This window comes from Cytobacillus solani (assembly GCF_006704205.1).
Taxonomy (GTDB): domain Bacteria; phylum Bacillota; class Bacilli; order Bacillales; family Cytobacillaceae; genus Cytobacillus; species Cytobacillus solani.
Map to the genome: position 1 here is coordinate 1,882,967 of NZ_CP041305.1, position 15,521 is coordinate 1,898,487.

The 15,521-nt window shown below is 38.5% G+C and carries 12 protein-coding genes and 1 rRNA gene; 4 read left to right on the forward strand and 9 right to left on the reverse strand.

Annotated elements, in window-relative coordinates:
* Positions 1-67: 67 nt before the first annotated feature.
* From FI644_RS09720 to dnaA, 9 genes are all read right to left on the reverse strand, one after another.
* A 16S ribosomal RNA gene (locus FI644_RS09720) occupies positions 68-1,618 on the reverse strand.
* 266 nt (positions 1,619-1,884) lie between these two features.
* A complete protein-coding gene (locus FI644_RS09725) occupies positions 1,885-2,976 on the reverse strand; it encodes an HD-GYP domain-containing protein (RefSeq protein WP_142108255.1) in 1,092 nt (363 codons plus the stop codon).
* Positions 2,977-3,070: 94 nt separating this feature from the next.
* On the reverse strand, positions 3,071-5,590 hold the full coding sequence (gene gyrA / locus FI644_RS09730; RefSeq protein ID WP_053478297.1) for a DNA gyrase subunit A: 2,520 nt from the start codon (positions 5,588-5,590) through the stop codon (positions 3,071-3,073).
* Positions 5,591-5,872: 282 nt separating this feature from the next.
* Entirely contained in the window at positions 5,873-7,795 is a 1,923-nt protein-coding gene (gyrB, locus tag FI644_RS09735; protein ID WP_053478819.1) for a DNA topoisomerase (ATP-hydrolyzing) subunit B, read from the reverse strand.
* 108 nt (positions 7,796-7,903) lie between these two features.
* The gene (gene remB / locus FI644_RS09740) at positions 7,904-8,152 is read right to left on the reverse strand and encodes an extracellular matrix regulator RemB (RefSeq protein WP_053478298.1); all 249 of its coding nucleotides are present in this window, start codon (positions 8,150-8,152) and stop codon (positions 7,904-7,906) included.
* 9 nt (positions 8,153-8,161) lie between these two features.
* Complete coding sequence (gene recF, locus FI644_RS09745; RefSeq protein ID WP_053478299.1) at positions 8,162-9,280, reverse strand: DNA replication/repair protein RecF; 1,119 nt, start codon at positions 9,278-9,280, stop codon at positions 8,162-8,164.
* Positions 9,281-9,364: 84 nt separating this feature from the next.
* Positions 9,365-9,577: a S4 domain-containing protein YaaA gene (gene yaaA / locus FI644_RS09750; RefSeq protein WP_053478300.1), complete on the reverse strand. Its 213-nt coding sequence runs from the start codon at positions 9,575-9,577 to the stop codon at positions 9,365-9,367.
* A 128-nt stretch (positions 9,578-9,705) separates the two neighbouring features.
* Positions 9,706-10,842, reverse strand: coding sequence for a DNA polymerase III subunit beta (gene dnaN, locus FI644_RS09755; protein WP_053478301.1), 1,137 nt, complete (start codon positions 10,840-10,842; stop codon positions 9,706-9,708).
* Between the two features lie 176 nt (positions 10,843-11,018).
* Positions 11,019-12,365 carry a chromosomal replication initiator protein DnaA gene (gene dnaA / locus FI644_RS09760; RefSeq protein ID WP_053478302.1) on the reverse strand — a complete coding sequence of 449 codons (1,347 nt, stop codon included), beginning with the start codon at positions 12,363-12,365 and terminating at the stop codon, positions 11,019-11,021.
* 689 nt (positions 12,366-13,054) lie between these two features.
* Between dnaA and rpmH the strand changes: the two genes are divergently transcribed.
* The 4 genes from rpmH to jag all read left to right on the forward strand — a co-directional run bounded on the left by rpmH (position 13,055) and on the right by jag (position 15,180).
* Positions 13,055-13,189 carry a 50S ribosomal protein L34 gene (rpmH, locus tag FI644_RS09765; RefSeq protein WP_053478303.1) on the forward strand — a complete coding sequence of 45 codons (135 nt, stop codon included), beginning with the start codon at positions 13,055-13,057 and terminating at the stop codon, positions 13,187-13,189.
* Between the two features lie 74 nt (positions 13,190-13,263).
* Entirely contained in the window at positions 13,264-13,653 is a 390-nt protein-coding gene (rnpA, locus tag FI644_RS09770) for a ribonuclease P protein component (RefSeq protein ID WP_053478820.1), read from the forward strand.
* A gap of 130 nt (positions 13,654-13,783) precedes the next feature.
* On the forward strand, positions 13,784-14,563 hold the full coding sequence (gene spoIIIJ / locus FI644_RS09775) for a YidC family membrane integrase SpoIIIJ (RefSeq protein WP_053478304.1): 780 nt from the start codon (positions 13,784-13,786) through the stop codon (positions 14,561-14,563).
* Entirely contained in the window at positions 14,560-15,180 is a 621-nt protein-coding gene (gene jag, locus FI644_RS09780; protein ID WP_053478305.1) for an RNA-binding cell elongation regulator Jag/EloR, read from the forward strand. The genes spoIIIJ and jag overlap by 4 nt, the downstream gene beginning before the upstream one ends.
* Positions 15,181-15,521: the final 341 nt, after the last annotated feature.

Below are 15,521 nucleotides of genomic sequence, written 5' to 3' on the forward strand. Positions count from 1 at the left end.
TGCTCTCTCAAAACTGAACGAACAATGAAACGTCTTTTAATGAAGTTAGACTTCATTTCATCCTTAGAAAGGAGGTGATCCAGCCGCACCTTCCGATACGGCTACCTTGTTACGACTTCACCCCAATCATCTGTCCCACCTTAGGCGGCTGGCTCCTTGCGGTTACCCCACCGACTTCGGGTGTTACAAACTCTCGTGGTGTGACGGGCGGTGTGTACAAGGCCCGGGAACGTATTCACCGCGGCATGCTGATCCGCGATTACTAGCGATTCCGGCTTCATGCAGGCGAGTTGCAGCCTGCAATCCGAACTGAGAATGGTTTTATGGGATTGGCTAAACCTCGCGGTCTTGCAGCCCTTTGTACCATCCATTGTAGCACGTGTGTAGCCCAGGTCATAAGGGGCATGATGATTTGACGTCATCCCCACCTTCCTCCGGTTTGTCACCGGCAGTCACCTTAGAGTGCCCAACTGAATGCTGGCAACTAAGATCAAGGGTTGCGCTCGTTGCGGGACTTAACCCAACATCTCACGACACGAGCTGACGACAACCATGCACCACCTGTCACTCTGTCCCCCGAAGGGGAACGTCCTATCTCTAGGATTGTCAGAGGATGTCAAGACCTGGTAAGGTTCTTCGCGTTGCTTCGAATTAAACCACATGCTCCACCGCTTGTGCGGGCCCCCGTCAATTCCTTTGAGTTTCAGCCTTGCGGCCGTACTCCCCAGGCGGAGTGCTTAATGCGTTTGCTGCAGCACTAAAGGGCGGAAACCCTCTAACACTTAGCACTCATCGTTTACGGCGTGGACTACCAGGGTATCTAATCCTGTTCGCTCCCCACGCTTTCGCGCCTCAGTGTCAGTTACAGACCAGAAAGTCGCCTTCGCCACTGGTGTTCCTCCAAATCTCTACGCATTTCACCGCTACACTTGGAATTCCACTTTCCTCTTCTGCACTCAAGTCTCCCAGTTTCCAATGACCCTCCCCGGTTGAGCCGGGGGCTTTCACATCAGACTTAAGAAACCACCTGCGCGCGCTTTACGCCCAATAATTCCGGACAACGCTTGCCACCTACGTATTACCGCGGCTGCTGGCACGTAGTTAGCCGTGGCTTTCTGGTTAGGTACCGTCAAGGTACCGCCCTATTCGAACGGTACTTGTTCTTCCCTAACAACAGAGTTTTACGATCCGAAAACCTTCATCACTCACGCGGCGTTGCTCCGTCAGACTTTCGTCCATTGCGGAAGATTCCCTACTGCTGCCTCCCGTAGGAGTCTGGGCCGTGTCTCAGTCCCAGTGTGGCCGATCACCCTCTCAGGTCGGCTACGCATCGTCGCCTTGGTGAGCCGTTACCTCACCAACTAGCTAATGCGCCGCGGGCCCATCTGTAAGTGATAGCCGAAGCCATCTTTCAGCTTTTCTACATGAGTAGAAAAGGATTATCCGGTATTAGCTCCGGTTTCCCGAAGTTATCCCAGTCTTACAGGCAGGTTGCCCACGTGTTACTCACCCGTCCGCCGCTAATCTTTGGGAGCAAGCTCCCTCAGATTCGCTCGACTTGCATGTATTAGGCACGCCGCCAGCGTTCGTCCTGAGCCAGGATCAAACTCTCCAATAAAGAGTAAGATTAGCTCTTAAGTTTTAAAACTTGAATTAACGTTGACGTTTTTTTGTTCGTTCAGTTTTCAAAGAGCAATTCATTAATAACGCACTTCTTTTTTAGAAGCAACTTTATTAATATACCATATAGGTTTCTGTGAGTCAAGAAGATATTTTCCTCTTTTAAGGAAACTCGTCTCCTGCTGACTTGAATTATTATATCAATCTAATATTATTATTGCAAGCATTTTTTAGTAAATATAAAATAGACCGTGTAATTACGGCCTATTTTAGTACTTCCTCTATAAATAATTGGCGGTTTTTTTCTAAATGGATAATCTCATCCGTATTGCTAATTTTTACGAGTGGTCTCGTCGGGGACTTTTCTTCAATAAATAGAATTTCTGCTACTCGATCATCGGATAGCTTTACGCTGCTCCCGATTGAAAATGTCATAATACCTGATCCAATAGCTTGCATTGCAGTAATATCATATTTACCAAACATATCTTGAAGCATCATTTCTAACACTTTAAACGGCGATTGTTTTCGTCTGTATAAACGGCTGCATGTCATAGCATGGAACGTATCAGCAACACCAATGATTTTAGCAAAAATATTAATTTTATTATTCTTCTCTCCTAAAGGGTACCCGCTGCCATCTAATCTTTCATGATGCTGCAAGATACCAATTTTTGTGCTTTCCCTTAAAAGAGAGATATTCTGAACCATTTTGTACGAATAGGTCGTATGTTTTTTCATTTCCTCAAATTCCTGTTTGGTTAATGTAGATTTCTTATTTAAAATTGCTGGTTTAATTTTTGCCATTCCAGCATCAGATAAACATCCTCCAATAGCTAACTGAACAATATCCCCTTTATTCATTCTAAACTTTTTTCCTATAAACGCACTTATTAATCCAACTGCAACCGCATGTTGAAATAAATACTCATCTTGCGTTGATAGATGATGCAAGGAGAATAATTCAGATGGGGTTATTTCTGACTTCTCTACGAGAGGGATCATAATATTCCTAATTTTTGAAATATCAATAGGAAGACCTGCTTGCCAATTATTAAATTCTTTCTTATAATCCCTGACACCCATTAAAAATGAATCTTCTAAACTAGCCTCAATTATGGATGGGGCAATTTTTTGCTCATTTCCGTCATCATCCATAATTTCCTTCGGCAGAAATGGAGAGCCGTTAACCATCAATTTGTCTACAGGAACCTCTTTAATTAAAAAAGCTTTTAATATTTCAATTAATTCATTCGTAATAATCGTCTTTTTACTAATGATTGGGCGATTTGTCAGACTATATATATCTTCTGTTAAAATACACCCTTCTTGAAGTTCATTTATATTTACACGCATGTCTTCACACCTCAAATGTCATGAGTCCTTAATACTATTCTACTCCATTTTAATAAAAAAGAGGAACACTAAATTGTGTCCCTCCTGCTTATTATTATTCTTGCTCATTATTCCCATCATCTTCAAGGTTTGCATCAGCACTTTCAATTGGCTTTGTTAATTCTTCATCTGATTTATCCTCATCTTTTTCAACCTTCGTAACAGTAGCAACAAATTCATTCTGACTTTCATCTAAACGGATCAATCTTACCCCTTGGGTATTACGACCCATTGTTGAAATATCACTTACTGCCATACGAATAAGGACTCCACCCGTTGTAATTAACATTAAGTCTTCTTCTCCAGTTACAGCCCGCATGGAAACAAGATTGCCGTTTTTCTCGGTTATATTACATGTCTTGATTCCTTTTCCGCCTCTTCCTTGAACTCGATATTCTTCAGAAGGAGTACGTTTGCCATAACCATTCTTAGTCACAATTAATATTTGAGATTGTTCTTCTAAAACTTCCATTCCAACAACTTCATCATCGCCATTTAAACTAATTCCCTTCACACCTGTGGCTGTACGCCCCATTGAACGAACATCCGTTTCTGGGAATCGAATAAGCAATCCATTACTTGTTCCAATAATGATTTCCTTATTGCCATCTGTTAAGCGAACAGAAATTAATTCATCATCTTCTCTCAAATTCAATGCAATTAATCCATTGTTTCTAATATGGGCAAATGAGCTTAAAGGGGAACGCTTGGAAATCCCCATTTTTGTTGTAAAGAATAAGAACCAGTCATCAACAAATTCTTCTACCGGAATGATCGCATTCACCCATTCATCCTTCTCAATTCCAAGGAGATTGATGATCGGTATCCCTTTAGCTGTTCTGCTGAATTCTGGAATCTCATACCCTTTTGAACGATAAACCTTCCCCTTATTTGTAAAGAAAAGGATCGTATCATGGGTGCAAGTAGTAATTAAATGCTCGACAAAATCGTCCTCATTTGTTCCCATTCCTTGAATTCCGCGACCTCCGCGCTTTTGAGAACGATAAGTCGATACAGGCAGTCGCTTAATATAACCCTTATGAGTCAGTGTGATGGCAATATTCTCACGCGGAATAAGGTCTTCATCTTCAATTTGCTCAATTCCACCTGCAACAATTTCTGTGCGGCGCTCATCGTCAAATCGTTCCTTGATTTCAATTAATTCTTCACGGATAATATCCAATAGTTTTTCTTCATCCGCTAAAATAGCTTTAAGCTCACCAATTAGTTTAACTAAGTTAGCATATTCTTCTTCAATCTTTTCACGTTCTAATCCAGTCAAACGCTGAAGACGCATATCAAGAATCGCCTGTGCTTGCTTATCGGATAAATTAAACTTCGACATTAATCCTTCACGCGCGATATCTGTTGTTTGGGAACTGCGGATTAATGCAATGACTTCATCTAAATGATCCAGTGCAATGCGCAAACCTTCCAGAATATGTGCACGAGCTTCTGCTTTTCTTAATTCAAACTCTGTTCTGCGGCGAATAACAACCTTTTGGTGGTTTAAGTAATAAACTAAGCATTGTTTTAAGTTTAATACCTTAGGTTCCCCATCAACTAAAGCAAGTAAATTAATACCAAAACTTGTTTGTAAAGCTGTCTGCTTATATAAATTATTCAATAAAACATTAGCATTTGCATCTTTACGAACCTCAATAACAATTCTCATACCTTCGCGATCAGATTCATCCCGAAGGTCAGTAATGCCATCAATTTTTTTATCCCTTACAAGCTCCGCAATTCTTTCTATCAATTTTGCCTTGTTCACTTGATAAGGAATTTCATTGACAATAATGACTTCCTTGCCACTTGGCTTTTGCTCAATTTCTACCTTCGCTCTTAAAGTAATGGAGCCTCTTCCAGTTTCATAAGCTTTACGAATCCCGCTGCGCCCCAAAATAATACCAGCAGTTGGAAAATCCGGGCCTGGAATAATATCCATTAGCTCTTGAATGGTTATTTCAGGATCCTTACTTACTGCTAAGACACCGTCGATCACTTCTCCAAGCTGATGTGGCGGAATATTCGTTGCCATCCCTACCGCAATCCCTGAAGTTCCATTAACTAATAAGTTAGGAAAACGTGCGGGAAGAACAACTGGCTCTTTTTCTTCTCCATCATAGTTATCTTGATAATCAATCGTATCTTTATTAATATCTCGTAGAAGCTCCATTGAGATTTTAGACATCCGAGCTTCTGTGTAACGCATAGCTGCTGCAGAGTCCCCATCAATAGAACCAAAGTTTCCATGTCCATCCACGAGCATATATCGATAGTTAAAATCCTGTGCCATCCGGACCATTGTTTCATATACCGCTGAATCACCATGAGGATGGTATTTACCAATAACATCCCCAACAATACGAGCTGACTTTTTGTACGGCTTATCCGAGTGCATACCAAGGTCATGCATCGCATATAGAATACGACGGTGAACAGGCTTTAAACCGTCTCGAACATCGGGTAATGCACGAGATACAATAACACTCATCGCATAATCAAGAAATGACTCACGCATTTCTGTGCTTATATTTCTTTCTTTTACCTGAGACTTCGGAGTTTCGGCCATTTAAAGAACCTCCCTTTTAAGTGAAACTTCCAGCATGTTTACATGCTTATCATCTGGCGACTTCATGCCTTTTCTCTTGTATCGAGGCCGGGCAGTCACCTTCGCTTTTCTACTTGTCCAGCTGCGGCTCCTAGCTCCTCGAGGTCATAAGCCAATCTAGCTAGAAGGTTAAAGAACAACCTTCCAGCTAGCTCGTCTTATGCTTGTCGGAGCTGGGCAGTCGCCTTCACTTTTCTATGTAAAACCAGGATAGAATAATCTTGTATCTATCCTGGCATCCTATTATATATCTAGATTTTTTACATATAGTGCATTTTCTTCGATAAAGTGACGACGTGGTTCAACTTTATCGCCCATTAATATTTCAAATGTCTCATCAGCTTCAATCGCATCTTCTAGATTCACTTGCAATAACGTTCTTGTTTCAGGATTCATTGTTGTCTCCCAAAGCTGCCCAGGGTTCATTTCCCCCAAACCTTTATATCGCTGTACATTTGGCTTTGGCTGACTTGGCAACCTATTCATGATTTCCTCTAGCTGACGGTCATTGTATGCATATTCAATTTTCTTCCCTTGCTGCACCTTATATAACGGCGGCTGGGCAATGTAAATATACCCGGCTTCAATAATTTGTCTTAAATATCGGTAAAAGAAGGTTAATAATAAAGTACGAATATGAGCGCCATCGACATCCGCATCCGTCATAATGATAATTTTATGATATCTCGCTTTGGAAATATCAAAATCTTCTCCTATACCGGTGCCTGCCGCTGTAATCATCGCTCGTACTTCATTATTTGAAAGAATACGATCCAATCTTGCTTTTTCGACATTCAGGATTTTCCCTCTTAAAGGGAGAATCGCTTGGAAATGGCGATCTCGCCCCTGTTTAGCTGAACCGCCCGCTGAATCACCCTCAACAATATAAAGCTCAGATATGGAAGCATCTTTAGAAGAGCAGTCTGCCAATTTCCCAGGCAAGCTTGACACTTCAAGCGCGCTCTTTCTTCTCGTTAATTCACGTGCCTTCTTTGCTGCAAGTCTTGCACGTGCTGCCATAAGGCCCTTTTCCACAATTTTTCTGGCAACTGATGGATTTTCTAATAGAAACTTTTCAAGTGTTTCTGAAAAAATAGTATCTGTAATTGCTCTAACTTCAGAATTTCCAAGCTTAGTTTTTGTTTGTCCTTCAAATTGCGGGTCAGGATGCTTTATAGAGATAATTGCAGTTAATCCTTCACGTACATCTTCTCCCGAAAGATTCGCATCATTTTCTTTAAATATCCCATTTTTTCTAGCGTAGTCATTAATGACTCGGGTTAACGCAGTTTTAAACCCTACTTCATGCGTTCCGCCTTCATACGTGTTGATGTTATTAGCAAAGGAATGGATATTTCCAGTGAAACCGTCATTATACTGCATGGAAACCTCAACATTTATACCGTCACGATCCCCTTCAATATAAATCGGCTCTTCGTGAATAACATCCTTCGTACGATTCAAGTGTTCAACATATGACTTGATTCCACCTTCGTACATATATTCACTTTTTTTATTTTCTTCACGTTTATCTTCAATCGTAATCTTTAATCCGCGATTTAAGAAAGCGAGCTCACGAATACGATTAGCAAGTGTGTCATAATCATATTCAGTTGTTTCCGTGAAGATTTCACTATCTGGCGTGAAGTGAGTAGTTGTCCCGGTATGATCTGTTTCACCAATTACTTTAAGATCCGCACAAGGAACTCCTCTTTCAAATTTTATATAATGGATCTTGCCATCACGATGGACATACACTTCCAGTTCTGTGGAAAGGGCATTTACTACCGAAGCACCAACACCATGTAATCCACCTGATACTTTGTATCCGCCGCCGCCAAATTTCCCTCCAGCATGCAGAACGGTCATGATGACTTCAACAGCCGGGCGACCCATTTTTTCTTGAATACCTACAGGAATTCCCCGGCCATTATCCGTTACGGTTATACTATTATCCTTTTCGATGCACACATTAATTTCTGAACAATATCCGGCTAATGCTTCGTCAATACTGTTATCAACAATCTCCCATACAAGGTGATGAAGACCTTTAGCACTGGTAGAACCGATATACATTCCAGGACGCTTCCTTACTGCTTCAAGACCTTCTAATACCTGTATCTGATTCGCATCATAGGACTGTTCCTGTGCAGCCTTTTGCTCTATTGACACATCGATCACCTACACTTTCATTATGCATAACTTACAAATCAATCATCTATATAAAAGCTGACGTTTAATGTCAGGTTATTTTTTTACTAGCTTCTCAATTATTTAGTAATCGTGGGTAACTGAATGTTGCGTACGTCTTTTCAATGTTCCTGAAGCTAGTGAGGAAAAATAGACTTTCTTTGAAGTGATAACTACTGATTTAAAAGACCCTTTAGAAAGGTTTACAACAGAATCATTCTGGCATTCTAAAAACTCTTCTATATACTTAGAAGAGTTAACACTTTCTTTATCTAAAATCGCAATGATATCCTTTGAACGAACTAAAATATCTTCTCCGACATGGATATACAAACACTCACCTCATTGAATCTTAGTTATTCCGCCAGCTTTAACATTAAATGCAGCTGCTTCTTTTAATGTTTGGTGATCAATTCCATCGACACTCGTTGTTGTTACAAAGGTTTGCACTTTCCCTTGTATTGTATTTAATAAATGGGACTGACGGTAGTCATCCAATTCAGAAAGAACGTCGTCAAGAAGAAGAATCGGATACTCGCCAATTTCTGAATGAATGAGTTCAATCTCTGCTAGCTTTACAGATAAAGCTGTTGTCCTTTGTTGCCCTTGCGACCCAAATGTTTGGACATCTCGGCCATTAACAAAAAAAAGAAGATCATCCCGATGTGGCCCAAATAGAGTAGTTCCGCGTTCTATCTCTCTATTTTTTATTTTAGCAAATTTTCCCTCGTACACATTTATCATTTTCGACAATTCTAGCTGTTCTGATACATCTGCTGACGGCTTGTACTCTATTTTCAGCGTTTCAAGTCCTCTAGATATGCCCTCATGGATGGGCAGCGCCCATTTTTCAAGCATCCTCAAAAATTCAAAACGCTTAGATACAATCTTCACAGCTATCTGAATAAATTGCTCTGTCAAAATTTCAAGCATCGTATGATCGGATTGTTTCTTTATTTGCATCTGTTTTAAATAATGATTACGCTGTTGTAATGTTTTTTGGTACTGGCTGATATCATGTAAATAAACGGGGGACACTTGGCCAATTTCCATATCAATAAAACGGCGTCTTACTTGCGGACTGCCTTTTACAAGATGAAGGTCTTCGGGAGCAAACATGACAACGTTCATATTTCCTACATACTGACTTAACTTTTTCTGTTCAATATGGTTACATTTAGCCTTTTTCCCCTTTTTGGAAATGATCAATTGCATTGGCAATGAACCATAGTTTTTTTGTATCCGTCCTTCTATTTTAGCATATTCTTGATCCCAGCGTATAAGATCTTTATCATTTGATGTTCGATGAGACTTTGCCATGGCTAATACATAGATGGATTCCATCACATTTGTTTTCCCTTGCGCATTCTCGCCTAATATAACATTCACTTTATTTTCGAAGTGTACCTCTAACTCTTCATAATTACGATAATTTTTCAAAAGTAATTGCTCTATATGCATAGACGCTACATCCTTTTAGCTATTTAAAGCTTCGGTCAATTGCTTTTTGCTTAATGTTGAATTTTTTACTTATGGAATAATTTGTTAAATAATTTCAAAGGAACCATAATCAGGGATTTCGATTTTATCCCCTATACGAAGCTTTCTTCCTCTCCTTTGATCCTGCTCTCCATTAACGAATACCTCATATTCACTTAAAAACCACTTCGCCATTCCACCTGTTTGGATTACATCCGCAGCCTTCAGGAATTGCCCTAAGGCAATATATTCAGTACTAATTTTTATTTTCGTCATCATTTCACTCTTTCTGCATCTAAAAATAGCTTCTAATACTTTATTCTACTAAATAACTGATTAATATTCAAAGGTAACATAATTAAAATAAAAAGCTACCCGCAAACGCACGAGCAGCTTTTAATTATATTTTAATATGTTCGAACTGGCAGAATTAATTGAAGTATCGAATCATCATTGATTGGACGTATGACAAAAGGTCTCATCGCCCCTGTAAAACTTATCGTAATTTCTGATCCTTCCAGTGTTTTTAATGCATCCATCATAAATTTAGCACTGAAAGAAATTTTTAATTCTTCCCCTTCAATCGATTGGCTTTGAAGTTCTTCAACTACATTACCAATTTCAGGAGTGTTCGAAGAAATTTCAATAATTCCATCTTGAATAGTTGTAAATTTAACAACATTATTTCTTCCTTCTCTAGCAAGCAGGGAAGCACGGTCAATAGCATGTAAGAAATCCTTTGTATTGACGACAATATTCGTCTTGCTTTCATTTGGAATTAATTTAGAAGTATCTGGGTAATTCCCCTCTAATAATCTTGAGAAAAACAAGAGATTCTTTGCTTTAAATAAAACTTGGTTTTCTGTAATAACAATATCAATTAAATCATTGTTGTCATCTAAGATTTTACTTAGTTCACCTAAGCTTTTTCCTGGAATAACCACATTATAGCTTTCATCCGCTTCTGTTTCAATTCTTGCTTTTCGTAATGCTAGACGATGACTATCTGTTGCAACACAGGTTAATTCACCATTTCCAACCTTCCAGTTTACACCTGTCAAGATGGGGCGTGTTTCTGAGGTGGACACTGAGAATACTGTTTGTCTAATCATAGCTTTTAATAAATCTGTTGGGATTTTAAAGATATTTTCTTCTTTAATTTGCGGCAAATGTGGATATTCATCAGCATCCAAGCCGTTTAGCTTAAATTCAGATTTTCCTGAACGGATAACAGTTTGCAATTGATTCTCGACATGAATCTCAACTGTATCTGTAGGCAATTTTTTTACAATCTCACTAAAGAATTTCGCTTGGAGAACGATCGCTCCTGGTTGTTTAATTTCTGCAATTTCGTCTCCAGCATCTTCTTTTGGGATAAAGGATTCAATTGAAATATCTGAATCACTGCCTGTTAATGTCACTCCGTCTGTAGTCGCAACAATTTTGATTCCCGTTAAAATAGGGATTGTTGTTCTGCTTGTCACAGCTTTCATAACATCTTGAACACTTTGAACCAAACGATCCCGTTGGATTATGAATCTCATTTTTTTAATCCTCCGATATAATTTTTTTATGGTGTATATTTATATATTTTCTTTTAAAAAAATAATAGAAGTACTAGTAGGTCTTGTTGATATGTGGATAACTCTGTTTATTGAATGGAAACACAGCCTATCCACATGTGGACAGACTGTGTGTAAGCGGAATAGAGTTATTCACATTATACCTTTAGAATTTCATGAATTTCACGCAGCTGCTTCTGGAACTGAGTATCCGTTTGGACTAGTTTAGAAATTTTCTCATGTGCATGAATAACTGTTGTATGATCTCTTCCTCCGAATTCTTCTCCAATCTTAGGCAGTGAAAAATCCGTTAATTCTCTTGATAGATACATAGCAATTTGTCGAGGGAAAGCAACTGATTTCGTTCTTTTCTTTGCCTTAAAGTCCTCAAGCTTTACATTATAATGCTCTCCTACAACTCTCTGAATATCATGAATGGTAATTACTTTCGGCTTGGAGCTAGGAATGATATCTTTCAGCGCTTCAGCGGCTAAATCAGCATTAATATCTTTATTTATTAAGGAGGAGTAAGCTACAACTCGTATAAGTGCTCCTTCTAATTCACGGATATTGGAATCGATTTGATTGGCTATATACAGCATCACTTCATTCGGAATATCCAGTCCTTCAGCCTTAGCCTTTTTGCGGAGAATAGCAATTCTTGTTTCAAGATCTGGAGGAGTAATATCAGTAATAAGACCCCACTCAAATCGGGAACGAAGACGGTCTTCAAGTGTTGGAATTTCCTTTGGCGGCCGGTCACTTGAAATGACAATTTGTTTGCTTTCTTCGTGCAATGTATTAAAAGTATGGAAAAATTCCTCTTGTGTAGATTCTTTTCCGGCTAAAAATTGAATATCATCAATTAATAGAACATCAACTTTACGATATTTATTACGGAAATCAATCGCTTTATTATCACGAATGGAGTTAATAAATTCGTTTGTAAATTTTTCTGATGATAAATAAACAACCTTAGCAGACGGATTATGATCTAAAACATAGTGTCCAATTGCGTGCATTAGATGTGTCTTCCCTAATCCTACACCACCGTAAATAAATAAAGGGTTATAAGCTTTTGCTGGTGCTTCAGCTACAGCAAGAGAAGCCGCATGCGCAAACCGATTACCTGAACCAATAACAAAAGTATCAAATGTATTCTTCTGATTAAGCATAATGGAAGGTATTTCTGGCTGCTCTTCTTCCTTCTTTGCTCTTTTTGGCGGATTAGGAAGATCCATATCATTTTCCGTTTGATTTTGCGGGATAATAAACTTTACTCCTAATTCTTCTCCAGTTATTTCATAGACAATTTCTGAGATCAGTTTGGAGTAACGTTCTTCAAGCCAATCACGGGCAAAATCATTTGGAACAGTAATGACTAAAGTATCGCCTTGAAGGGCGTGAGCTTTTGTTGATTTTAACCATGTTTCATAACTTGGTTTGCTTATTTTCTTCTCGATCTTAGCAAGAGCATTATTCCAAAGATCCGATATATTCTCCAACCAATGTCCCTCCTTTTGCCTTTTTGTTAAAGCTGCTAAATTCTGCATTAAAAATATAGGTTATACAAGTTGTACAACCTATATTTAGTGGTTTATGGATCCTTCTTCATCCTTGTTAGCCTATTAAATTAAAATCAATCAAAATTAAAATGTGGAAAAATATATAATAAGGAAGTAAAGTAGGGTTTCGACAATATCCACTACTTGTGGACAACGTTTTACAAACCGTTCGAATAAACTGTCCACAACATATCCACAATCTGTGGATAAAGAAGTTATGCACAATAAATTATTAAGAGTGAAAACACAATTATGATAACAGATAATACTAGGAGGTGCAACGGTTTTTCAGATATTATCCACAAGCATAACATATTGGGTATAAAAATTGTCCACATGACAGGATTATGTGAAAAAGCTGTCAATATGTGTTGTGGATAATGAAAAAACTGTCGAAATTTTATCCACAAGGCGGTGTAGCTATATTCCCTTGAAGAAATTTACTTTATTAAAATATAAATTTTAGAGTGACAGATAGCAGAAAAAAGGGTAAACTCTCCTAGTAGATCTTTTCAAATTTTAAACAAAGATGTTCAACTACTTTAATCAAGAGTTGACAATTTTCTAGTAGCATCTTTATAATAGTTAAGACTGTCTTTAGCAGCTATTCCTCAGGGAGGTGTCATATAATGAAAAGAACTTACCAACCAAGTAAGCGTAAAAGAAGCAAAGTTCATGGATTCCGTAGTCGTATGAGTACGCCTAACGGACGTAACGTACTTGCTCGTCGTCGTCGTAAAGGAAGAAAAGTATTATCTGCTTAGACCACTGAAACGTCAGTGGTCTTTTTTTCCATAATCATAGAATTTGTATTGGATTAAAGGTGGTGTAAATGACGATGAAAAAAGAGTATCGTGTAAAAAAAAATAAAGAATTTCAAGAGGCCTTTAAGAAAGGAAAGTCATTTGCAAATCGCCAATTTATTGTCTATTCGTTAAAAAAGCCAGGGCAAGAGCATTTTCGAATTGGTCTTTCAGTTAGTAAAAAAATAGGGAATGCGGTCACGCGAAATAAGATAAAAAGATATATCCGCCAGGCCTTTCACGAAATGGAGAATGAAGTACATAGCCAATTTGATTATATTATTATCGCTAGAAAACCTGTTGCTGAGATGGGATTAGAGGAAATTAAAAAAAGTCTGACCCATGTATTAAAGCTTTCTAGGGTTTTGAAAAAACAAAAATCTGGCAATAATGTACAACAGAATTTTCGACCAAATAATAACTGATGAGCTTTAATGGCATGGTAATTTTAAAGACATGAGTTAGTAAAAATGTTAAAATATATGCAAGTCTGTGTTTTATGCATGGAAAAAAATAAATATAATTATTTTCTAAGCAGTTAGGAGGAAAAAACGTTTGAAAAAAAGAGTATTTCTGGTAATCGGCTTAATTTTCGTGATCGCATTATTATCGGGGTGTACGGAGATTAAACAGCCAATTACTTCAGAGAGTGAAGGCTTTTGGAATGAGTACATAGTGTATCCGCTTTCACTGTTTATCATTAAAGTTGCAGAATTTGCAGGTGGCAGCTTTGGATTATCCATCATCCTAGTTACAATTATCATTCGCTTATTCTTGCTGCCACTTATGATTAAACAGACGAAAAGCTCAAAAGCAATGCAGGCAATTCAACCTGAAATGCAAAAGCTAAGAGAGAAATACAGCTCGAAAGATCAAAAGACACAGCAAAAGCTGCAGCAGGAAACAATGGCTTTATTCCAGCAGCATGGTGTTAATCCGCTAGCGGGATGTTTTCCATTAATAATTCAAATGCCAATCTTAATTGGTTTTTATCATGCAATTACTCGTACGCGAGAAATTGCCGATCATAATTTCCTATGGTTTGATCTCGGTGCCCCTGATCCCATTTATTTATTGCCATTAATTGCAGGAGCAACAACATTTATTCAGCAAAAAATGATGATGGCTGGAACAGCGAATCAAAATCCGCAAATGGCAATGATGCTATGGTTGATGCCGATCATGATTATTGTCTTTGCGATTAACTTCCCAGCTGCTCTTTCATTATACTGGGTTGTAGGAAATATCTTTATGATTGTTCAAACGTATTTTATTAAAGGACCGGAGCTTAAGAATGCGAAGGCAACCGGTAATGCAGGAGGAGCAAAAAAGTGAAACAAGTAACTGCTACGGGGACTACAGTCGAGGAAGCAGTAAAGTCGGCACTCGCTCAATTACAAACGACAGAAGAGCGCGTAGAGATTACAATTGTTGATGAAGGAAAAAAAGGTGTTTTCGGTATTTTTGGCGCTAGACCTGCAATTGTGAAAGCTGTTTTGAAGCAAGATCCAATCGAGGAAGCAAAGAAGTTTTTGTTGGATATTAGTGAAAAAATGGGTGCTCCAATTGCGATAGAAGTTGTTGGCGAAGGACGAAATATCCAATTTGTTCTAACTGGAGAAAAGATTGCTCTTTTAATTGGAAAAAGGGGTCAAACGTTAAACTCGTTACAATATTTAACACAGCTTGTCATCAATCGATACTCAGATCAATATATAAATATTTTACTTGATGCAGAAGATTATCGAAAGAGACGTAACGATACCCTTACACAATTAGCCGAGCGTTTAGCACAAAAGGCGTTAAGAACAGGTCAAAATGTCGCATTAGAACCGATGCCTTCATACGAACGAAAAGTAATCCATGCAGCTCTAGCAGAAAATAAGCGAGTAAAAACATATTCAAGCGGCAATGACCCGCATCGTCATCTTGTTATTTCACCAATAAAGTAGAAAAGCGAAAGTGGCTTGGTCACCCCCGACAAGCATAAGACCAGTCGGCTGAAAGGTTGCCTTTTTAACCTTTTGGACGGATGGGCTTATGACCTCGAGGGGGTAGCCGCTGGAGCTAGACAAATAGAAAAGCTGCTGGAGATAGACAACAAAAGAAGCGGCTTTGACTCCCAATCAATGAATTGGGAGTTTTTTTTTGTGCCTATTTTTATATGAAATCGCCAGAATAGGAATTATCAAATGGTTTTATTGTTATTCACATGTGGATAAGTTAAAATAAAGCATAATAAATTTAATGTATGTGGATAAAAGGAATAGAGAATTTGAAAGACAAGACTTGT